Below are 21371 nucleotides of genomic sequence, written 5' to 3'. Positions count from 1 at the left end.
ACGCAAAGGATGTGATTATGTATGCGCTAAGAAAACTTTGCGCCTTGGCGTCTTTGCGTCAAAACCGGGAGGCTTAAGAAACAAAGATCAAGATGCGACTCGGCCCCACCGCGACCCAGTGGGGATAAAGGGGCAGATCGGCTACCCAGAAGGGCTGGGGATCGGGTTGTGGGTTCCGTGCTGCTGTCGCCCCCAACAGCCGATAGGCCAGCGCAACCAGATGAGCATAGCGACCGGGAGCGAGTTCAGCTTGGGGTAGGAGCACCACCCGACCAGCGGGAGCCAGCACGCGCCGGATCTCGTTGTGGCTGCGGGGGTCTAGAATATACGCGGCTGGGAAGGTTGCCAGCACGGTATCAAACGCTGCTGCCGCAAAGGGCAGATGTTGGGCGTAGGCGTGGCTGAGGTGGGCGGAGCAACCGGCGCGCCGGAGGCGTTGGCGGGCGAGGGCCAGCATCTGGGGCGAGGAATCCACCCCACACGCAGCAATACCCGCCTGCGCCATAGCCAATTGCAGGTGGCCGGGGCCAAAGCCGAGTTCCAGCACCCGCCCGTGGAGGAAGGGCAGCACCGCCAAGCCCCAGCGTTGCCACAAGCCAGCGGAGACCATTGCGGCCACCCAATCATAGCTCCAGGCAAACTCGCGGTAGAGACGCTCAAAGCCCCAGTTGACCAGACGCGCAAAGGCGCAGCCACCGCCGAACGATGACTGCGCCCTCAGAGAACCGTCGTACTCGGACACTAGACGCGGCGCTCTTTGATACGTGCGGCCTTACCAGTAAGCCCACGCAGGTAGTAGAGCTTAGCCCGGCGTACCTTACCACGGCGCATCACCTTGATGCTATCCAGGCGGGGCGCGTGGAGCAGGAAGGTACGCTCAACGCCGATGCCGTGTGAAGCGATCCGGCGCACCGTAAAGTTCTCGTTGATCCCACCGCTACGGCGGCGAATGACCACACCCTCGAACTCCTGGACGCGCTCGCGGCTGCCTTCAACCACCTTCACACCGACGCGAACCGTGTCACCCACCCGAAATTCGGGAATCTCCTGCTTGTACTGACGCTGAGCCAGCTCAGTAAGGATCTGTTGCGACATAACCCCTCGACGATCCTTTCTCAGACGGCTCCCCAGGCGCCCGCACGCACGCGGGACTGGCGGGCCGTGACACAGAAAACATAGAAATCTGGCAGACGAAACGGCGTCTGCCAGACGTGCATGCTGGCGGGGATTATAGCACAATCTGGAGTGGTGGGCAACCTAGTGGTGTGCGGTAACTATTCACCCTTGGGGTAAAAGAAATCTCGTATTGGCGCAAAGGCGCAAGGACGCAAAGGTTTTGTTGCAGGCTTTGCGCCTCTGCGTCTTGGCGTCAAAACTAGGAAAAGTGTGAACAGTTACGATGCTAGGAGAAGTGTGAACAGCTACCTAGTGATGCGTGCGCGTGCGCGTGCGCCGTGCAGAAGCCATCACAACCAAGCCCAGGGCAACGGTTGAGACACCACAATAGATCGCGGCAGTACTGGTCGTCATCAGGCCACGATAGACCAGGGTGCCGAAGGCAAAGATCATCCAGAGTAGCCAGTTGCAGACGAGCATAGCGCGGCGATCCGTGATGGTCAAGCGGCTTGTTCCCATGACGACCATTCCGGTCGCTGCCCATCCCAACAGGCCAAGTAGAATGCTTTGCAGAGCATATAGGGTGTCCATCGTTACCTCCTCCAGACTGCTTCGTTGCAGATCCTCTGGTACGTATCGTAACAGATGGTTTGGTTATTTTCAACAGTCTGAGGGTGGATTTCTTTGTACGTTTTGTCTAAATTTGATCACTTCTGTTTAATTCCCTTCCAGGGGCGGGCACAGCAATACCCCCCTCGCCCGTGTACGGGCGAGGGGGGCGAGGAGGGTGAGGGCCGCGATTTTCTTACTTAGTCGGAGCCGTCGCTACTGCACCGGAAGGAGCGGTTGCTGTCGCGCCACTCAGATCGGGCAGTTTCTGGAAGTCGGGGTAGGCGACCGCGTTGTGCTCACCGATGTCCAGGCCAACTTCCTCTTCCTCCTTGCTGACCCGCAGGCCAACCGTTGCCTTGAGGAGGTAGAACATCGCACCGGAGAGCGCTGCCGTCCAGAGGCCAACCGCCGCGACACCAACAAACTGGGAGATCAGGAGGGTCATACCACCGCCATAGAAGAGGCCGAGCGTCCCGGTGTTACCCTCAATCGAGGCAAAGAGGCCAACCGCGAGCGTGCCCCAGATACCATTGGCGAGGTGGACCGGAACGGCGCTTACTGGATCGTCAATCTTCAGCTTCTCCAGCAGGTCGCAACCGAGCACCACCACTGGGCCAGCAATTGCACCAATGATGACTGCCGACATCGGATCGACATAGGCACAACCAGCGGTAATCGCAACGAGGCCAGCCAGGGTACCATTGAGGGTCATGCCTAGCTCCGGCTTACCAGCACGGAACCACGTGACCATCATCGCGGTGAGGGCACCAGCGGCGGCGGCCAAGTTGGTATTCATCGCCACCAGCGCAACCGCGTTGGCATCAGCCTGCGAGGAGAGCGCCAATTGCGAACCGGGGTTGAAGCCGAACCAACCGAGCCAGAGGATGAAGACACCCAGCGCTGCGAGCGACATGTTGTGGCCGGGGATGGACTTGGGCTTGCCATCAGGCCCGAACTTACCCAGACGCGGCCCAAGGATGAGTGCGCCCATGAGTGCCGCCCAGCCACCCACACTATGGACGACCGTGCTACCCGCAAAGTCGGTGAAGCCCCAGTTGCCCTCGGTGCTACCGGCGTAGTGGTTGAGCCAACCAGCACCGCTCCAGCTCCAGTGGACGACCACGGGATAGATAAAGATCGAGATGACCGCGCTGTAGATGAGGTAGGAGGTGAACTTGGTGCGTTCGGCCATTGCGCCGGAGACAATCGTCGCCGCAGTTCCAGCGAAGACCACCTGGAAGAGCCAGCTTGCCAGCACAGGTGTACCGGTAGCTTCCGCATCATAGCTCAGGAAGAAATGATCGATCCCGATGAAGCCGCCAGCTGATGTTCCATAGGCAAACGCCCAGCCAACCATCCAGAAGACAATCGAGGCGATGGCAAAATCCATCAAATTCTTCATCAGGATATTGACCGTGCTCTTAGAGCGGGTCATTCCGGCTTCAATCAGGGCAAAACCTGCCTGCATGAAGAAGACTAGGGACGCAGCGATCAGCAACCACATCGTATCAAGTGCGATAGCAAGTTCTTCCATGCTTGGACCACTTTCTTGGGCAAATGCCTTCCCACCCGATGCCATCCAAAGCCCAAAGGCACCCGCAGCAACCATTCCTGTTTTGCGCCAGTTCACCTTCATGGTTCTGTCTCCTCAAACCAGAACTTTCCCGTGCGACGAGAAAGGATACGTTTCGGAAAACGACTAGACATAGACCATTTGAACGAGGCACACCAGAACCGAGCTGCACCATCGCAGGGGCAATAGGAGTACCTGGGCATTCACCCCCTCATCAATGAGGCATACGGAGCCTCGTTAGATCACTATCAACCTCCGACTGGGCATAACGTGATAGTAACAAATTGGGTTGGGGAATACCACGGTGATCTTGTCTAAAGCGGGGTAGGGATTTCCTAGACGATCTGACTAAGCCGGGGGGATGCACGTAGAGACGCAACATGTTGCGTCTCTACTCTACGACGCAATATCTTGCGTCTCTACGACGCAACATGTTGCGTCTCTACCATACATTGCGTCTTCGATCAAGAATCAAGCGGTGTTTTGCGGTTGCGCTGCAACTCGGCCTCGACTGCGCGCAGGTGCATGAGGATATTGGGGTAGAGCAGATTGAGGCGCTGGATCGCGGGAGCAGAGAGTTCCCAGATCTCAGAATCAACGACGGCGCGCGCTGAGGCACTGCGGGGGGTGCCGTAGAGTGCCGAGCGCCCACCGAAGAACTGCCCTGGCACACTCATCATGCCGATCAGGGTTCCATTGGCATCGCTAAAGGCGATCTCGCCGAGCACTAACACATAGCCATCGTAGCCAGGATCGCCGTAGTTGAAGAGCAATTCGCCACTTGCGACTTGGCGCGGTTGGAAGTCGAGGGCCAGATCAAGCAGACTGGCCCAGGGCAGATCACGCAACACCGGGATCTTCGCCAGCCAATCGGCGCGCGCAAAGGCATCGGCGAGGCCAAGTTGTTCGGCGATGGGTTGGAAGATGTCGGGGGGGAACCGCACCAACTGCACCCGACCACGAGCCTTCATGGTGCTGCTGCGGCTATCGCCCCAGATTGCCCCGCGCTCCCCGATACTACTCCCGCGCCCCAAGATACGCACCTGTGCCCCACCGATCCAGATCTCGACCAGACCTGAATGGACGATATAGGCCGAGCGATCCGAAGGGTCACCCTCTTGCATGATCGTGGCCCCATCGGCCCATTCCATCGTCTCCACCTGGAGCGCGAGGCTCAAGCGTTTGGCGACCGAAAGGCGCGCAAAGAGCGGGCAGGCCGAGATAGTCTCGACCATCTCGATGCGTTCATCATCGGGCAGCACTTCACCCATAGCCACCACATGGCCACTCTGGGCAAACTCGATCCGCCCATCTATACCTTCGAGATCGCTGGGGAGCATATGCTTACTGGTATGGGCTAAGACAAGGCGTTGGCTTTTGGCCGTAAGCGCTTGGAGCAGCCGGGGGGTAATGGTGCTATGGATCGCACCTCCGCCAACATCCTGCACCAGCACACTCGCACCCTCGGCAAAGCGCAGCAACTCCTGATGCCGCTCCGCCGAGAGTACCCCACGCGATTCGAGCTCGGTGAACCAATCCTCATCGTAGCGCATATCGCCCGAATAGCAAATCCCATTCACACGCACCGCAATCGTGGGGATGGAGTGGATGGCATAGATTGCTTCAAAGCGCCGTCCCTCAATCTCAACAGGCATGCCAGGGTTGAGCGGGTAGTAGTCAAAGAGTGTGGCAACCTCTTCTTCGGGCAGCGCCAGCATTGCGCCCAACATGCGTAGCAGACTGGTATAGATGATGTCCGAGGTGAGTAACCGCACCCGGTGGCTCCCCATCAGAATAAGTTCGGGCAACCCGGCCACATGATCCTCGTGTAAGTGCGAGAGCACCACCTCAGAGATGTGGTGCGAGGACATGCCCAGGTGCCCCAAGCGCACCAAGACATACGCCGCCGCATCAAACAGAGTCGCCTGGGTCTGCACATCATTCCCTAGGTAGGCCAAAAAGCAGGTCGTGATCCCAGCGGGATCAAAGCCATCGCTGCCACCAATAAATTGGAGCGTCAATTCTTGGCGGTGCAATGGACGCGGTGGTGCTACCGTGAGCGGTAGCGCCATCTGGATCATCTGGGTACTCACCTCAGCAATGACCATATCGGCTTCAACAAAGACGAAATGGTTACCCACTAGGCGGATCTGGGTTGGCCCTAGATTACCGCCACCCATCTCTAGGCTGACCACATCAACCATGTCATCGGGGCAAGGCGAGCGACCAAAGGAGGGGTAGTAACTGACCGCAGCGCACTCACGGCGCACCCAAAGGTAGGAGCCATAGTCGGCATCATGTTCCGGGCCATTCATCGTTTCGGCGAGGATTGTCCGTAAGCGCCGCGCCTGATCCTCAGTCACGGTGATAAGGCGGGCGCGTTGGTTGCGCACAAAAAAGTTGGAGTAGATGATAAACTCAACACTGGCATAGTTAATTCCCCGCCGCACAAACCCACTCGATCCCAACTCTTGCCCACCGGCAACATCAGGAGGTAGTAGGATATAGGCTGGGGGTGTAATCCCGGCAGAGAGCAGGTATTTGAGTGTTTCGGGAGGGGAATTGACCAGAATTGCGCCCGCCTGCGTCTCTACCACAAAGATGTTATTGGGTAGAATATGTACATGGTTGCTCTGACTGGTTAGCGCAGGTGTGTCACTCATCGAACCGTCATCCTTTCACGGGCACCCAACATACTGGCATCCGGTGGGGATGCGCAAACGCCCTTCCATAAAGGGTATATGTGTGAACGTAGGCATGGTTCCCATTTGCGTAGAGCATTATCGCATACTCGCCGCCAGGATGGGAGAGGGATGCGTTGTCTCATCTTAGCGTTTAAGGTGACGCTAGGAAGTTCCATCCCAGCCGCCTCCATGTTCGTGTAGAATCAAGCGCACAGGTTGTCATTTTACAAGGAGCATCCCCATGTCCGAACCTCGGATTACAGTTGGCATGTTGGCTCCCGATTTTGAACTCATCAGCGATAACGGCACACCGATCAGGCTCTCTAGTTTGCGTGGACAGAAGGTGATCCTCTATTTCTACCCCAAGGACGATACCTCTGGTTGTACCACCCAGGCGTGTGGATTTCGCGACGCCTATCCGCAGATTGAGGAGCAGCATGCCGTGGTGCTGGGAGTTAGCCCCGATGGGGTCAAGTCGCACCTCAAGTTCAAGACCAAGCATCATCTGCCCTTTACGCTGCTGGTGGATGCCGACCATGCCGTAGCTGAATTGTATGGGCTGTGGGTTGAGAAGAGTATGTATGGTAAGAAGTATATGGGCATTGAGCGCTCGCACTTCGTGATTGATGCGAACGGTGTGATCATCGCTGCCGCGATCAAGGTCAAACCGGCTGAGAGTGTTGCCCAGGCGCTGGCGGCCTTGGGGTAAGTAGGGGCGAAGCATCGCCCGCCATGGAGCAGGGGAACCCGACCAAGGTTGGTGGGCGATGCATCGCCCCAACATGAACAACCCGTTTACCCCGATCATGAAGAGTTATAACACGACCACCCTCACCGCAGGCAGGCGGGCGCTGCTGGCGGGTTTGATTTGTGCCGGGGTGCTCGGCCTCATGGGGCCGCTGGGGCGTATGTTGCTGGGACTCCCGCTGCTGCTCCTGGCTCCCGGCTATCTGATCGAGCGCCATAGTGCGACCCGCGATCTGCTTGGGCTGCCGCGCCTGACGATCTGGATCGGGCTGAGTCTGAGCCTGTGGCCACTGCTCTATCTCTGGATCACCAGCCTGGGTTTGCGCCTTGGCGATCCCGTGCTGTGGCTGCTGGCCATCCTGCTTGCGCTGGGTAGCGCTGCCGCTGCATGGCGCGATCTTGGTTGGGAAGGGCAAGCGACGGCCCACGGGGAGGCGCGTGAGACGGCCCACCGGGCCGTCTCTACTGGTTTGCTTCTCCTCACCCTCTGGGTGCGTATGGAGCAGATCAAAGATCTCGCCCTGCCCGCCTGGGTTGACTCGGTGCATCACGCGCTGATGATCCGTGTCGCCGCAGAACAGGGGGCTGCGCCCTTTACCTTACGCCCCTACTTGCCCGTGGATGATCTGCCCTACCACTGGGGCTACCACGTGCTCATGGCGACCCTGATGCGGCTGAGTGGGCTGGATCTGGTGACGCTGATGCTCGTGCCTGGGCAGATGCTCAACGTGCTGTGTGGCCTGGTGGTGGCCGGATTGGCTCAGTACCTCTGGCGTCGCCCGGTTGCGGCGCTGGGGGCGCTGCTGGTGGTGGGCTTGCTCTCGATCATGCCGGCCTACTATGTCTCTTGGGGGCGCTATACTCAACTGTGTGGATTGGTGTTGCTCCCCGGTTTGGCGATCACCTGGGGTGAGGCGCTGCGGGTCGGGCGACCGAGCCATTGGGCGTTTATCGCGCTCCAGCTTGCCGGGTTGAGCCTCGTCCACTTCCGGGTGCTGATCTTTGCTCTGGCGCTCTTGGCGGTGCAGGCGGCGCTCTGGGCTGTCGTGGCGCGTTGGCCCCAGATCCGCCAACGTGGCTTGGCCATGGCGTTCAGTGGCATCGCCGTGCTGCTCCTCACCGCGCCCTGGCTCTGGCTCTTGGCCCGCCGCACCCTGATGCCTGCGCTGGCTACTAACGGGCTGGCCGGTGGTGGCAACTACAATGCCTTCAGTAGTGGACTGCTTTGGTCGGGGCAGAATGAGTGGCTGGTGGGCATGGCGCTACTGGGCGCGTTGATTGGGCTGTGGCAGCGCAAGCATGCCGCCCTCGTGATGCTGCTCTGGACGGGGTTGCTGCTCATCCTCAGTAACCCCTGGCTACTCACCTACCTCGCTCCAGCGCTGGGCTTGGCGCTGCTGCTCTGGTCACTACGTGGGCACAACGTGCCGACTGGCATCATCGGATTGGGTCTATTGCTGATCAATCCGTGGCTGGTGGCGCTGCCCTATCTCTGGCTGATCACCAACGATGTGGTGATCATCAGTCTCTTTGTGCCGATTGCGGTGCTGATCGGTGGTGGCACGGCGCTCTTTTGGGATTCGCTCATCCTGCGTATCCGCTGGCCGCGCATCCTCGCGTTGGGTGCGAGCGCCCTGCTGCTGGGCCTCGGCTTGTGGGGCGGGCTGGCCCAGCGCAGCGTGATCAACCAGGTGACGATTTTGGCCACCCCCGCCGACCGCGCCGCGCTGACATGGGTCGAAGTCAACACGCCACCAGAGGCCGTCTTTCTGATCAACCATAGTGGCTGGCTGCCCGGCGCACAGCGCGGGGTGGATGGGGGATGGTGGATTCTGCCGCTCACCGGGCGCCAGACCAGCACCCCGCCGGTGCTCTACATGTATGGTGATCCCGCCTATGTGGCCCATGTCCAGGCGGTTGAGCAGCAGATCGCCGCCTTCACCCCCGGTCAAGAAGCCGCGCTCTTCGATCTGATCGCCCGTGAGGGCATCACCCACCTCTACTTTGGGCCACAGGCGGGCACATTGAAGCCGGAGATCTTTGTGGGGCATCCGGGCTTTGAGGTGGTGTATCAGGTTGATGGGGTGACGATCATCATGCTACGCCGGTAGCAACGCTGTTCATACAGATCCGAGACCCCGATTTTGACGCAAAGACGCCAAGACGGGTAAGGGTTCACACTTGGGGTAAAAGAAATCTCGTATTGACGCAAAGGCGCAAGGACGCAAAGGTTGTATTGCAGACTTTGCGCCTCTGCGTCTTTGCGTCAAAACCTGGAAGCAAGGAGAAGTGTGAACTCTTACCAAGACGCCAAGATTTTGATAGGGTCTTTTATTGAAGACTTTGCGCCTTGGCGTCTTTGCGTCAATCAAAGACCAACGCCTGCTCCAGATCCGCCAGCAGATCATCGGGGTGTTCAAGCCCCACCGCGAGGCGCAGCAGATTAGCCGGGGTGGTGCTGTGTGGCCCCTCTACCGAAGCGCGATGTTCGATCAAGCTCTCCGCCCCACCCAGGCTGGTAGCACGGGTAAAGATCTTCACTCGCGCTGCCACCCGCATCGCCGCCGCCTCGCCACCACGCACCTGGATCGAGAGCATCCCGCCAAAATCGCGCATCTGGCGCGCCGCCACGCCATGGCCGGGGTGATCGGGCAGGCCGGGGTAGTGGACCGCCTCGATCTGGGGGTGCTGGGCCAGAAAACCGGCGATCTGGCTGGCGTGGGCGCAGTGGGCGCGCATACGGTAGGCGAGCGTGCGTACCCCGCGCAGGATGAGCCAACAATCAAAGGGCGACGGCACCGCCCCGCCGTTGGCCTGGAGAAAGCGTAGCCGCTCCCAGACTGGCCCCACCTCGCGCCCGATCACCGCGCCGCCCAAGACATCACTATGCCCACCGAGATACTTGGTGGTGGCGTGGATGACCAGATCTGCCCCCAAATCCAACGGGCGCTGCAAGATCGGCGTGGCCCAGGTGTTATCCACCGCACACAGCGCGCCCGCCGCGTGCGCGATTGCCGCAACAGCGGCAATATCCGCCACCTTCAACAATGGGTTGGAGGGCGTCTCCATCCAGACTAGCCGCGTATTCGGGCGCAGCGCCGCCTGCACATTGGCCGGATCATTCATATCCACCAAGGTATACTCCACGCCCCAGGTGGTCATCAACTCACGCAACAGCCGCGTCACCCCGTGGTACGCATCATCGGGAGCCACCACATGATCGCCGGGGCGCAAGGTCTGAAAGACACTCATCGCCGCCGCTTGGCCGGAGCTAAAGGCGGCACACTCCGCGCCACCCTCAAGCGCTGCGAGACACTCCTCTAGCATCGTGCGGTTGGGGTTGCCCAAGCGGGTATAGATATAACCTTGCGGAAAGGAACCATCCTCGGCACGTTCAAAGGTGGTCGAGAGGTGGATCGGCGGAATCACCGCCCCGGTTGTGGGGTCGGGTGTCTGCCCCATGTGGATCGCCATTGTCTCAAGTTTCATAAAAGGATATCCTTACACTTCCTCTAGCATCCATGTTTTGACGCAAAGATGCCAAGGCGCAAAGTCTTTAGGCATAGACGCCTATCACAACCTTTGCGTCTTTGCGCCTTGGCGTCAATCTGAAAGCTAGGCGATGCTTCGCGCCTACTTCGCCACCGTGCGCCGCCGCTCGGTCGCGAGAAAATGCAACGTCCGTACCACCAGCAGCGCTACCACCAGCGGGATAACCACCAGCAGCATGAACAACCCATACGGGCCAACCAGCGCACTTCCCGCCGCCCCCAGGATCAGGTAGAGCGTGTAGGCGACATAGAGGCCCAGCAACATCAACCCTTCGCGCCGCGAGACCAGATAGCGGGTAAAGAAGACCGGCAGACAGAGTAGCGCCACACCCACCATCACCGGCAGATCGAGGCGCAACGCAGAGCTCGGCACCTCCAACGCCATCGGGCTGAGCACCATGGTCAGCCCCAGCACCAGAAGGAGATTGAGCGTATTACTGCCCACCACATTCCCGACCGCAATATCGCGTTCACCGCGCAGGCCCGCGATAACCGAGGTGGCAATTTCGGGGAGGGACGTACCCACGGCAACAATCGTTAAGCCGATGATCAATTCGCTCACCCCCAGGGTCGCGGCAAAGATCTTGGCCCCATCCACCAACCAATTCGCGCCGATGATCAGCAGCGCCAAGCCACCGATCACCAGACCCAGGTTGCGCAGCAGGATCAGCAACGTGATCGGAGGCCGAGGTTCTGCACTCCTCGTACTTTCAACCATCGCCCCACGGATGGTGAAGATCATATACCCGGCCAACCCCAGCAGCATCAAGAACCCATCAATCTGGCTCAATCGGCCATCCAGCGCGAGGAGCAGCGTCAAGATTGATGCTGCCAGCATCACCGGCACATCGCGGGTGAGCAACTGCTTGGCCACCGGCAGACTACCAAAGAGTGAAGCGATACCCAGGATGAGCAGGACATTGGCAATATTACTCCCGACCACATTACCCAGCGTGATCGCCCCCTCGCCGATCAGCGCGGCCTGAAGACTGACCGCCAACTCCGGCGCACTTGTGCCCATCGCCACCACTGTCAACCCGATCAGCAGCGCCGAAACCCCAAACCCCGCCGCCAGTTGGGAGGCTCCGCGCACCAACAGATCGGCACCAAAGATGAGGAGGACAATTCCCACAATAAAGAGCATAACAGTCATGCGATTCACTCCTGGTATTGTTCTTTATTTGTTATTTTTTGGCGGCGAACCGCCAAAAAATAACAAAAATGGAGGTTTGGGGCGCAGCCCCAAGGATTTTGCCCATACCCTAACCCAAAAACCCTCTGCTCACAAGAGCAGAGGGTTCGTAGTATACCATCAGGAGTTGGCCGAGGCGCCAACCCAGCTCAATTCGGGCAGTTTAGTAGCGCCGGCTGTAACCCTCATCGCGGTCACGGCGCGGGCCACGCGGGCCGCCCTTATCTTCCGCCTCGTTCACCCGAATCGGGCGGCCATCCACTTCCAAGCCATCAGTGGCTCGAATGACCGTGCTGACATCTGGGACATCCATCTCGACAAAGCCAAACCCACGCGAGCGACCCGTATCGCGGTCGTGGATGACCCGCGCACTCTGGACATTGCCATGGGCACGGAAGACACTATCGAGCTTCTGATCGTCGATACTCCAGGCGAGATTGCCAACAAAGAGCTTCACTTGCATTCCGGTCTCACTCCTCATATGCCAGGCATACCCGGCACCACGTCCGCAGGAACATCCCTGCATACTTCACAACCAACCACGCCAATCTGGCACGCCAACCACGCCACGCCTCGTATGGCGAGTGGCGCTGTCGTTTCACAACGTCCCCGTGCTGTGCCTCAGGCGCGGAGGTCGTGCGGGCCGAGGAGACCATAGAAGGAGAACTCTCGCGGCGACGTGACGCTGCTCAACGTCTTTAGTTTAGCACAGTGCGTTAGATTTGAGAAGCCCCTTGATCTGATTTTTTAGGGCAATCTTAGCGCTCTGTACGAGCAACATTAGAGGTTATTTTAATGAAATATAAATAGTTACAGTGTTCACATAATTTTATATCAACGACGGAATGTAGGAAGGTAGATTGGTGGACGACGTGGCGGTAGTGCGTGTTCGAGGGCATAGGCAAGGCGCAGCAGATGTGGTTCACTGAACGCCCGGCCCATCAGGGATATGCCCACTGGTAAGCCATGGATGTAACCCGCAGGGATGTTCACCAGCGGGTAGCCTGCACGGGCAGCGAGCGCAGCACTTCCACCCAAAAAGTGATCACCATTCACAAGGTCAATCGTCCATGCTGGTGAACCACCCGGCATCACGAGTGCATCAAGATCGTGGGTCGCCATGGTTGTATCAATGAAGCTGCGTGCTTGATCGTGGCTCTGCGCACGGGCTGCGTGGTAGGCAGGTGTCGCCAAGTCACCTTTAGCTTCGGCTAAGAGGAAGATCTCTTGGCCAAAGTAGGGCATCTCTTGATCGCTATGGGCGAGGTTGAAGGCGATCAGATCGGCGAGGCTGCGCGGTCGTTCCCCCTGGCACTTGGTAAGGTAGTCATTCAACCCGGCTTTAAATTCGTAGAGCAGCAGATCGAATTCTGCTTGCTCCGCCTCGATGATGTTTGCAGGCAGTTCAATCGGATCAATGAGTGTGGCCCCACACGCTTGTATTTGGGCCAGCACTGCGCTCGCAATGCGATCCGTACCGGGATGGTAGCCCCAGAGCTTGCCACCCCGAAGCACCCCGATCCGTGCCCCGCGCAACCCGTCTGGATCGAGCATCTGGGTGTAGTCTAGATCGCGGTCAGGGCATGCGGCAGTCGCTGGATCAGCCGGATCACCCCCGGCAATGACCGTGAGCACCAGCGCGGCATCGTGGAGACTGCGGGCATGCACCCCAACACTATCCTGGGTGGTGGAGATCGGGATCACCCCGGCCCGGCTGGTGAGGCCAACGGTAGGTTTGAGTCCCACAACCCCACAGACGGAGGCCGGGCAGACGATGGAGCCATCGGTTTCGGTGCTGAGGGCCGCCGCACACAGGCTGGCCGCCACGGCCACTGCCGAGCCAGAGCTAGATCCACACGGGCTACGGTCGAGCAGGTAGGGGTTGCGGGTCTGGCCGCCCCGCGCACTCCAGCCACTGCTTGAGCGGGTGGAGCGAAAGTTGGCCCACTCGCTCATGTTGGTCTTGCCGAGGATGATCGCCCCCGCTTGGCGTAAGCGGGTAACGACACTCGCCTCATGGGCTGGGCGTGTCTGGAGCAGTGCGAGCGATCCGGCTGTGGTCTGCATGGTATCGGTCGTGGCGATGTTATCCTTGAGCAGAATGGGGATGCCATGCAGGGGGCCGCGCACGCGCCCAAATGCCCGTTCCACATCGGATTGGGCCGCCAGCGCTAGTGCCTCAGGGTTGAGTTCCAGCACCGCGTGGAGGCCGTTCGCGCCCTGATCAAGCTGGGCGATCCGCTCTTGGTAGGCCGTGACGATCTGCTGGGCGCTGAGGTGACCATTGGCCATCGCGGTGGCCAGATCGGTGATCGTGGCTTCATAGATGTTCATGCTAAACCCAGCGAGACATACTTCACATCCAGGTATTCATCTATCCCCTGCGGGCCACCTTCGCGCCCCATGCCACTCTGTTTGACCCCACCAAACGGGGCTTGGGCAGTTGAAGGGAGGGCGTCGTTGGCTCCGATGATGCCATACTCCAACCCTTCAGCCACGCGGAAGACACGGCTGACATCGCGGGTGTAGAAGTAGGCCGCCAGGCCATAGTTGGTTGCGTTGGCCATACGCAAGCCGTCTTCCTCGTGCTCAAAGGGGATGAGCGGTGCCACCGGGCCAAAGGTCTCCTCGCGGGCCACCAACATTCCGGCATCCACGTCGGTGAGCACCGTCGGCGTCCAGAAGAGCCCGCCCTGCGCTGCCGCGCTCCCGCCAACCATGACGTGTGCGCCATTGGCGGCGGCTTCGCCCACATGCTGCTGCACCTTCGCCATGGCCGCACTATCAATCAGCGGGCCAACGTGTACGCCTGGCTCTAAGCCGTTGCCCACCCGCAGATTGCGCACCTGAGCCGCAAAGCGCTCGGCAAACTGCGCATAGATGCCACGCTGCACAAAGATGCGATTGGCACACACGCAGGTCTGGCCGGCATTGCGGAACTTCGAACTGATCGCCCCGGCGACCGCCGCATCCAGATCCGCATCGTCAAAGATGAGGAACGGCGCATTGCCACCCAACTCCAACGACACCCGCTTGACCGTCTCAGCCGAGTGGCGGATGAGGAGTTTGCCCACCTCAGTCGAGCCGGTGAAGCTTACCTTCCGCACCCGCGCATCCGCAAAGATGGTATCGGCGAAGGGCTGAGGGTCGTTGCAGGTAACAATATTGACCACTCCCGCCGGAGCGCCCGCCTGCCCGACGATCCTGCCCAGTTCGAGGGCGGAGAGCGGGGTCTGTTCAGCGGGCTTGCAGATGGTGGTACAGCCTGCGGCGAGCGCCGCCGCCAGCTTGCGTGCGAGCATGGCACTCGGAAAGTTCCAGGGTGTAATCAGCGCCACCACGCCCACCGGCTGGCGCAAGAGCAACAGGCGTTTATTGGCCACACTCGCTGGAATAGTCTGGCCATAGATCCGCTCGGCCTCCCCGGCAAACCAACTGAAGAAAGAGGCCGCATAGGCAATCTCGCCACGAGCCTCGGCCAACGGCTTACCCTGCTCCAAGGTCATGATCGTTGCGAGGCGCTCTTGCTGTTCGAGCATCAGTGCCGCGACGCGCCGCAACACCCCGGCGCGTTGGGGTGCGGGCGTGGCCGCCCAACCCGGTAATGCAGCCACCGCCGCCTCAATCGCCGCCTGGGCATCCGCCGCTCCGCCATCGGGAACCTCGGTGAGTTGGGCATCCGTAGCCGGGTTAGTAACCGGGAAACGGGCGTTGGTATGAGCCTCAACCCATTCACCAGCAATCAGTTGGCGGTATGGTTCATCTGATAGAACTGAGGCTGCCATAGCATGCGTATCCACCAGAAATCGCCTTTCTGTTTGTGCAATGTTGTTGGGGCTGCGCCCCAGACTCACTTTTTTCTCTCATTTTGGCGGCGAAGCCGCCAAAATGAGAGAAAAAGAGTTCTTCGGGAGAGGCGAAGCCGCTCTCGAAGCCCCACCGAAGGTGGCACATTCCTAACGCATCAAATTGTAACACCGTATGCTACTATACAGCACCATGGAACACAACACTGACGATCTGAGTCCACTGCTGCAAAAAAACCGCGCATGGGCGGCCAAGATGACCGCTGAAGATCCTGAGTTCTTCCAGCGGCTCATCAATCAGCAGAGTCCGGCCTACCTCTGGATCGGCTGTTCCGACAGCCGCGTACCCTCAACCCAACTCGTCGGTCTCCAACCCGGTGATATGTTCGTTCATCGGAATATCGCCAATGTTGTCGTCCATTCGGATCTGAATTGCCTATCGGTTTTACACTATGGTGTAACAGCACTTAAAGTGCGCCACATTATTGTGTGTGGGCACTACAGTTGTGGTGGGGTGCAGGCCGCCCTCGCCGACACGCGGGGGGGCATGGTGGATAACTGGTTGCGCCATGTGCAGGATGTACGCAACAAACATGCCGCGATCATTAATGCTTGCCCGAATACGACCATGCAAGTTCACCGGCTGTGTGAACTGAATGTAGTCGAGCAGGTGGTCAATGTGTGTCAGACAACGGTCGTGCAGCATGCCTGGGAACGTGGCCAGCGGGTGACGGTTCATGGCCTGATCTATGACATTACCGATGGCTTACTCCAGGATCTTTCGCTCCAGGTCAGTGCGCCCCAGGATCTGAATGATCAGTATGAGCGGGCGATTGCCCAGATCGCCGCTTCTAACCGCTAATACCCTAGGGCAGCCGTAGAGACGGCCCTATAGAACGCAAGCTAAGCCTGTAGCGGGAGGGTGGGGGTCTGCGGCCTCCACGGAAAAGGTGCGGTTGGCCGCTTTGCGGCCAACCGCACCAGCAAAACCATGGGTTTGGGGCGTAGCCCCAAGCAGAGATCCCCTTAGCTTGAGGGGTATAGGGCGCGTTGCGATGCGCCCCTACCCAAACATCCCCAAGATTAGTTGAATTGCCCCTAGTGCGGCCATAACGATCCAGAACTTGCTCTTGCTCAGGTTGGCCTCCCAGACCCATATCAGCGTCATCATGCCAAAAAAGAAGAAGGCACTGAATGGGTCAAAGGACATAAACACCCCCATACCGAAGGTCATGACCAAGGCCATGGCATGCAGTGCTTTCCGGTAGCCTACCTTGAGTCTCCCCGGCCATGTATTGGCCGCCCAGTGGTAGAGCGGGATCAGTGGCACCGTCGCCCAGAGGGTTAGCCCATAGGATGCGCGTAGCGAGTTGAAGATGGCCGATTTCCACATGGGTAGCAAGATGATCACTACCAGTAGGGCGAGGCCCGCCACTGGGCTACGCCATGCCCCCAAGCGCTCAAATTGGCCCTGGTGAATCTGCCAGAAGACCCAACTGGCAACGCCCATAACGATGGCATAGGTGACGACGGCTGTTTGGGCCAAGAAGAGCGAGGCGAGAATGCTCAGCCCACTCAGGATGATCACCAGCGGCAGTAATGTCCAGATGAGTTGACCATCTTCGCTGGCGTTGTGCGTCATCCATGCCGTATAGATCGCGGCTAGGATGGCGGCAATACTGGCCGTCAGGCTCCCCGATACCGATGATGAGACAGGGAGTAATTCAACGGCAAAGAAGAGGACGAAGGGCAGACCAATCGCGCCTAAGGCTGAAGTGATGACCGAGAGGCGTTGGGTTGTGAGGGTGAGGAACCCGATAGAGAGGGCTAAAAGCCCTCCCGCAGCCAGTGCATCCGAACTACCGAGAACCTGGGTGATTTGGTTGATGGGTAACAACATAGACAATCTCCCTCGCTGATGATTCGGTTATAGCGATACCGTTTGGGCAAGGGGAAAAGTTACGCTGCTTGGGTAATTCCTTGGGGCTACGCCCCAAACCCTCATTTTTGTTATTGTTTGGTGGCACAGCCGCCCCCGTACCCCCACCGGATGAGCATTGACATGATCCCCCCTGCCCCCTATAATCCATCTATCGCATAGCCAGTTTTACCTAAAATTTACCAATGCCCCCCGAACCCTCAGCGACCTATCTGTCACTTTCGGCGGCCAGCGAGTTGCTTGGTGTCCACAGCACTACGCTTCGTCGCTGGGCCGACACGGGCGCGGTGCCGGTCTACATCACGCCCGGCGGACATCGCCGTTTTGCCCGCGCCGACATCGAGGCGCTCGCGGCACGCCGCCCGATTCCCGGCCAGACGATTGCAACCACCTGGGCGCGTAAGGCGTTGGCGACGACTCGTAGTGAACTGGCCCATGGCCATACCCGTCTCTACTGGGTTAATGATCTCCCCGATGATGATCGCGCCGCATGGCGTCGGACGGGCTACAAGCTGATGGGGGTTGTCCTACGCTCGATTAATAGCCCCGATGAGGACGAGATTCTTCTCGCTGAAGCGCGGATGATTGGGGCCGATTATGCGCGCTACGCGCTACATTTGGGTCTCTCGCTCACTGCCGCGCTCGAAGCGGCACTCTATTTCCGCGACTCGCTGGTGGAGGCGGCGATGGATATGCCAGCCGAATCGCATATCCGCCCCGAAGCAAGTGCGCGCCTGCTACGCCGTATCAGTCGGATTGCGAATGAGGTGCAACTTGTGGTGGCCGCTAGTTATCAGGCGATGATCAATGTCCAATCTCCTGTCAATGACCAGACGTTGATCGATCCGTAGGCATCCCATATTCGTTTGGGTCGTATCGTGCAACCTTACTTGGGGCGGCGCAGCCGCCCATTGACATGAACGTAAGCCTCCCCCGAAGAACTTTTTTTCTCGTATGTTGGCGGCGCAGCCGCCAACATACGAGAAGAAAGCAGGTCTGGGGCGCAGCCCCAGACCTGCCACCGAAGGTGATCCGCTTCGTATCTCGATGCAAAGGACAGAGACGTGGCCCAACGCTTCAGTTTCCTGCGTACACTCAAGATCGGTTCGTTTCATATTGGTTCGGCGTTTACCGATCTGCTCACCTCAGGCGTGCTCAACCGGGTGCTGATTGGTGATCTGGGTATTGCGGCCACGCCGGTTGCGTTCCTTTCCGCTCTGCGCTATCTACTTGCCCCAATCAGTATTTGGATCGGCTATCGCTCGGATACCAAACCGGTGTTCGGCCTGCATCGCTTGCCCTACATCTGGCTTGGCCGCTTGCCGATGGTGATCTCGTTGCCGTTGCTCCCGCTGGTGGCGATCTTGCTTGCCACTGATCCACGCTCGATCTTGGGCTGGACATTAGCCACGATCTCCTTCGTGGTCTATGGGCTTGGTACGCTCTTCTCTGGTAGCCCCTTCTTGGCATTGGTGCGCGATACGAACCCGCCGGCTAAACGCGGCATCGCGATGAGTATCGTGCAGATGTTCCTGATTGTCAGTTTTCCGCTGGCGGCGATTGTCTATGCGCGGATGATGCCCCATTATGATCCGGTCGCCTTCTGGAAGATAATGCTGTCCGGAATGGGCATCGCGGCTTTCTTCTTCATCTTCTCGGTCTTTGGCGAGGAGCGCCGTGGCCAGGGGATTGAGGTGGATGAACCCCATGAACATCTACCCTTCAAGGAGTTGCTGCGTGAAATGTGGGCCGATCAGCGCACGCGCTATTTCTTCCTCTTCCTCGCCTTGGGGGCGGCCAGCGCTTCGGCTCAGGATGCCATCCTCGAACCCTTTGGCTTCCATGTCTTCAATATGTCGGCTGGTGAGACGACGCGCTTCAATGCCTATTGGGGTGGCGGGGTTTTGGTCAGTCTGCCGCTGACGATCTTTTTTACCCGGCGACGCATGGCCTATGAGCAGAGCCTGACCAACAATATTGGCTTGGTGGTGACTGCCGTTGCCTTGATCCTGTTGGGTGCTGTTGCTGTTACAGCTAACCGCAGTTTGTTGGTGCCGGTGCTCTTCCTGTTTGGGCTGGGTTATGGGATCTATACGGTCGGGGCGCTTTCGTTGCTCATGGCGATGACCTCGGATCGCCGCGCTGGAGCTTATCTCGGTCTGTGGACGGTGGGCCAGCTCGTCTTTCGCGGTCTGGGGATCTTCTTGGGTGGGGCCGGGTATGATCTCTTCTATCGGCTTACTGGTGCGCACACGATTGCTTACGGGACGGTCTTCTTCATTGAGGCGATTGGTATGCTGGCATGTATCTGGTTGGTGATCAAGACCGATGTGCCCGCGTTTGCGCGCAACGAGGAGGTTCGTAAGATCAAGGCGGCATCATTGGCAGCGGTTGATCTATAATTGATCGCATGAAAAACTTCTCTTTGCTGATCATCTTGGCCGCACTTGCTCTGGCTGGGTGCGGAACGGTCGCCCCGCCCGCCCCCACCGTCTCGGTGGTGGAGGAGCGCCAGACGAGCGTGGCCATTAGTGCCCGCCCGACGCTGGCACCCGTGCCGACTTCGCCCCCGCCGACGCCACGGCCCTTCCCGGCGCTGCTCGCCACCTCCGCCGATGACCCGCGTGCATTGGGTGATCCCAACGCGCCGATCACGATCTATGAGTTCACCGATTACGAGTGCCCGTTCTGTAAGCAGTTCTATGCTGAAACCCGCCCGCAGATTATCGCGGAGTATGTGGAGACGGGCAAGGTGCGTTTTGTCAGCCGCGACCTACCGCTGGAGATTCATGCTTCGGCGATGTTGGCGGCAGTCGCCGGGCACTGTGCAGCGGCCCAGCAGAACTTCTGGCCGATGTATGAGACGCTTTTTGAGACGCATCAGGTGGAGTGGGGCGGGGTGCCGAAGCGGGATCGGGAGACGATGATTGATTTGGCGACCCAGATCGGGATCGAGCCGGTGGCATTTACGGCGTGTCTGGATGATCCGGCCACCGAGCAGGCGGTTCAGGCTGAGATGCAGGCGGCGATGCAGTTGGGGGTTAACTCAACGCCTAACTTTATCGTGAATGGAACTGTGTTGCGTGGGGCGTTGCCGTTTAGTAATTTTCGCCAGTTGATTGATTCGCTGATCGCGGAGTAATTTGTTGGGGTGAGGTTTTTTCGGGGGCCTGCGGCCCCCGAAGCCCCCGCTTAGGAATACTATTCTTGGAACGATATGCTCAATCTCTAGGCGAGCCATAACAAGATGCTGGGGACTCAGACAGTAGCCACAGCGATTTCCCGCTGTTAAACGGATATGCTGCGCAAGTTCAATAGGAATGACTCTGCGTGCCATATCAGTTTTGGATCGGTGGCTGGAGTCCACGTTTGACGGCAACGTTGAGTGCCTGAGCCTTGCGCACCATCCCGATACGATAGATGTGGAGCAACGATTCAAGTCGCTGCCGACTTGTTGCGGTAAGCTCGCCTTCGCGTTGTTGATCGAGCAAATCACTCAATTCGCGTTGTTCTGCATCACTCATCTGCTGATCACGCACAGCCAACACCTGATTATCAGGCAGTTGGTCAACTGGAATTGTAGCGGCTGCACGCTCAAGCCACTCGATTACCACTGCTTCGACCCGTCGGTTGGTCTGAATGGCTACCGTTCGAGCGCTGTGGATGATCGTATCGGGTAGTTCTAGACTTAATCGCTCACTCATAACTACCTCAGGTGTTGGTATTTGCCACTAACGATGTAGGTTTGCTCAATAGTGTTTCAGTAAGCTACTGTTTGGTATTTGCGAATCATTATAGCACCGGAAGGAACGAAAGTGCTATACTAGCTATGCTATAATTCCACCGATCTTCCCCCTACCTGCGAGGTACCTATGGCTGACTGGCTGCTCTACCCCCTCGTTGGCGCTGCGGTCGTGTTGGTGCTCCTGCTGGTTGTTCTCATGCTCAAAGGCAAAATAGTCATCGGTGAGATTGAGCTTGGCTGGCCACCAACGTAATCGTTGGTTCCGAAAACCGGTGCGCCTGCGGATCTTGGTTCGCATGACCAGATTAGGACGGCTGATGCGGCCAAGGGGCGGGTGTCGAGTTTGAAAGCAAACTGCCCGGTCTGAGTATTGATGCCCGTGGTACGAGCGAGGTTTCGCAGATCA

At 58.8% G+C, this 21371-nt stretch carries 19 protein-coding genes; 7 read left to right on the top strand and 12 right to left on the bottom strand.

Annotation, left to right across the window (positions count from 1 at the left end; all coding sequences use genetic code 11):
- Positions 1 to 73: 73 nt before the first annotated feature.
- From EKD03_RS07415 to EKD03_RS07395, 5 genes are all read right to left on the bottom strand, one after another.
- Positions 74 to 742 (bottom strand): class I SAM-dependent methyltransferase, encoded by a 669-nt coding sequence (locus EKD03_RS07415; protein WP_129629150.1) that lies wholly within the window; start codon positions 740 to 742, stop codon positions 74 to 76.
- Entirely contained in the window at positions 742 to 1095 is a 354-nt protein-coding gene (rplS, locus tag EKD03_RS07410) for a 50S ribosomal protein L19 (protein WP_129629148.1), read from the bottom strand. The genes EKD03_RS07415 and rplS overlap by 1 nt, the downstream gene beginning before the upstream one ends.
- A 330-nt stretch (positions 1096 to 1425) precedes the next feature.
- On the bottom strand, positions 1426 to 1707 hold the full coding sequence (locus tag EKD03_RS07405; RefSeq protein WP_129629146.1) for a hypothetical protein: 282 nt from the start codon (positions 1705 to 1707) through the stop codon (positions 1426 to 1428).
- A gap of 214 nt (positions 1708 to 1921) precedes the next feature.
- Positions 1922 to 3262, bottom strand: coding sequence for an ammonium transporter (locus EKD03_RS07400; RefSeq protein ID WP_238613432.1), 1341 nt, complete (start codon positions 3260 to 3262; stop codon positions 1922 to 1924).
- A gap of 503 nt (positions 3263 to 3765) precedes the next feature.
- Positions 3766 to 5964: a cyclic nucleotide-binding domain-containing protein gene (locus tag EKD03_RS07395; protein WP_238613431.1), complete on the bottom strand. Its 2199-nt coding sequence runs from the start codon at positions 5962 to 5964 to the stop codon at positions 3766 to 3768.
- Between the two features lie 262 nt (positions 5965 to 6226).
- Between EKD03_RS07395 and bcp the strand changes: the two genes are divergently transcribed.
- Positions 6227 to 6694 (top strand): thioredoxin-dependent thiol peroxidase, encoded by a 468-nt coding sequence (gene bcp / locus EKD03_RS07390; protein ID WP_129629142.1) that lies wholly within the window; start codon positions 6227 to 6229, stop codon positions 6692 to 6694.
- Positions 6695 to 6752: 58 nt separating this feature from the next.
- Positions 6753 to 8843 (top strand): hypothetical protein, encoded by a 2091-nt coding sequence (locus tag EKD03_RS07385; RefSeq protein WP_129629140.1) that lies wholly within the window; start codon positions 6753 to 6755, stop codon positions 8841 to 8843.
- Positions 8844 to 9096: 253 nt separating this feature from the next.
- Here the strand turns inward: EKD03_RS07385 and EKD03_RS07380 are convergent, their stop codons facing one another.
- The 5 genes from EKD03_RS07380 to EKD03_RS07360 all read right to left on the bottom strand — a co-directional run bounded on the left by EKD03_RS07380 (position 9097) and on the right by EKD03_RS07360 (position 15260).
- Positions 9097 to 10221, bottom strand: a complete 1125-nt coding sequence (locus EKD03_RS07380) for a trans-sulfuration enzyme family protein (RefSeq protein ID WP_129629138.1) — start codon at positions 10219 to 10221, stop codon at positions 9097 to 9099.
- 144 nt (positions 10222 to 10365) lie between these two features.
- Complete coding sequence (locus EKD03_RS07375; RefSeq protein WP_174842832.1) at positions 10366 to 11436, bottom strand: calcium/sodium antiporter; 1071 nt, start codon at positions 11434 to 11436, stop codon at positions 10366 to 10368.
- A 202-nt stretch (positions 11437 to 11638) separates the two neighbouring features.
- Complete coding sequence (locus EKD03_RS07370; RefSeq protein WP_129629136.1) at positions 11639 to 11938, bottom strand: RNA recognition motif domain-containing protein; 300 nt, start codon at positions 11936 to 11938, stop codon at positions 11639 to 11641.
- A 371-nt stretch (positions 11939 to 12309) separates the two neighbouring features.
- The gene (locus tag EKD03_RS07365; RefSeq protein ID WP_129629134.1) at positions 12310 to 13809 is read right to left on the bottom strand and encodes an amidase; all 1500 of its coding nucleotides are present in this window, start codon (positions 13807 to 13809) and stop codon (positions 12310 to 12312) included.
- Positions 13806 to 15260, bottom strand: a complete 1455-nt coding sequence (locus tag EKD03_RS07360) for an NAD-dependent succinate-semialdehyde dehydrogenase (protein ID WP_129629132.1) — start codon at positions 15258 to 15260, stop codon at positions 13806 to 13808. The genes EKD03_RS07365 and EKD03_RS07360 overlap by 4 nt, the downstream gene beginning before the upstream one ends.
- A 214-nt stretch (positions 15261 to 15474) precedes the next feature.
- Here EKD03_RS07360 and can point away from each other — a divergent pair, with 214 nt between their 5' ends.
- Positions 15475 to 16143, top strand: coding sequence for a carbonate dehydratase (gene can / locus EKD03_RS07355; protein ID WP_129629130.1), 669 nt, complete (start codon positions 15475 to 15477; stop codon positions 16141 to 16143).
- Positions 16144 to 16344: 201 nt separating this feature from the next.
- On the opposite strand, the gene EKD03_RS07350 is transcribed toward can, so the two are convergent.
- Positions 16345 to 17181 (bottom strand): hypothetical protein, encoded by an 837-nt coding sequence (locus tag EKD03_RS07350; protein WP_129629128.1) that lies wholly within the window; start codon positions 17179 to 17181, stop codon positions 16345 to 16347.
- Between the two features lie 224 nt (positions 17182 to 17405).
- On the opposite strand from EKD03_RS07350, the gene EKD03_RS07345 reads away from it, so the two are divergent.
- The 3 genes from EKD03_RS07345 to EKD03_RS07335 all read left to right on the top strand — a co-directional run bounded on the left by EKD03_RS07345 (position 17406) and on the right by EKD03_RS07335 (position 20362).
- Positions 17406 to 18071, top strand: a complete 666-nt coding sequence (locus EKD03_RS07345; RefSeq protein ID WP_129629126.1) for a MerR family transcriptional regulator — start codon at positions 17406 to 17408, stop codon at positions 18069 to 18071.
- 213 nt (positions 18072 to 18284) lie between these two features.
- A complete protein-coding gene (locus EKD03_RS07340; RefSeq protein ID WP_129629124.1) occupies positions 18285 to 19622 on the top strand; it encodes a BCD family MFS transporter in 1338 nt (445 codons plus the stop codon).
- A gap of 8 nt (positions 19623 to 19630) precedes the next feature.
- The gene (locus EKD03_RS07335) at positions 19631 to 20362 is read left to right on the top strand and encodes a DsbA family protein (protein WP_129629122.1); all 732 of its coding nucleotides are present in this window, start codon (positions 19631 to 19633) and stop codon (positions 20360 to 20362) included.
- Positions 20363 to 20558: 196 nt separating this feature from the next.
- Here EKD03_RS07335 and EKD03_RS07325 read toward each other — a convergent pair whose 3' ends face one another.
- Positions 20559 to 20924 (bottom strand): hypothetical protein, encoded by a 366-nt coding sequence (locus tag EKD03_RS07325; protein WP_129629120.1) that lies wholly within the window; start codon positions 20922 to 20924, stop codon positions 20559 to 20561.
- A gap of 168 nt (positions 20925 to 21092) precedes the next feature.
- On the opposite strand from EKD03_RS07325, the gene EKD03_RS18950 reads away from it, so the two are divergent.
- Positions 21093 to 21218 (top strand): hypothetical protein, encoded by a 126-nt coding sequence (locus EKD03_RS18950; protein ID WP_274542403.1) that lies wholly within the window; start codon positions 21093 to 21095, stop codon positions 21216 to 21218.
- Positions 21219 to 21371 lie beyond the last annotated feature (153 nt).

It is taken from the genome of Candidatus Oscillochloris fontis (assembly GCF_004138135.1).
Taxonomy (GTDB): domain Bacteria; phylum Chloroflexota; class Chloroflexia; order Chloroflexales; family Chloroflexaceae; genus Oscillochloris; species Oscillochloris fontis.
This window is presented reverse-complemented; position numbering and strand designations above follow the sequence as displayed.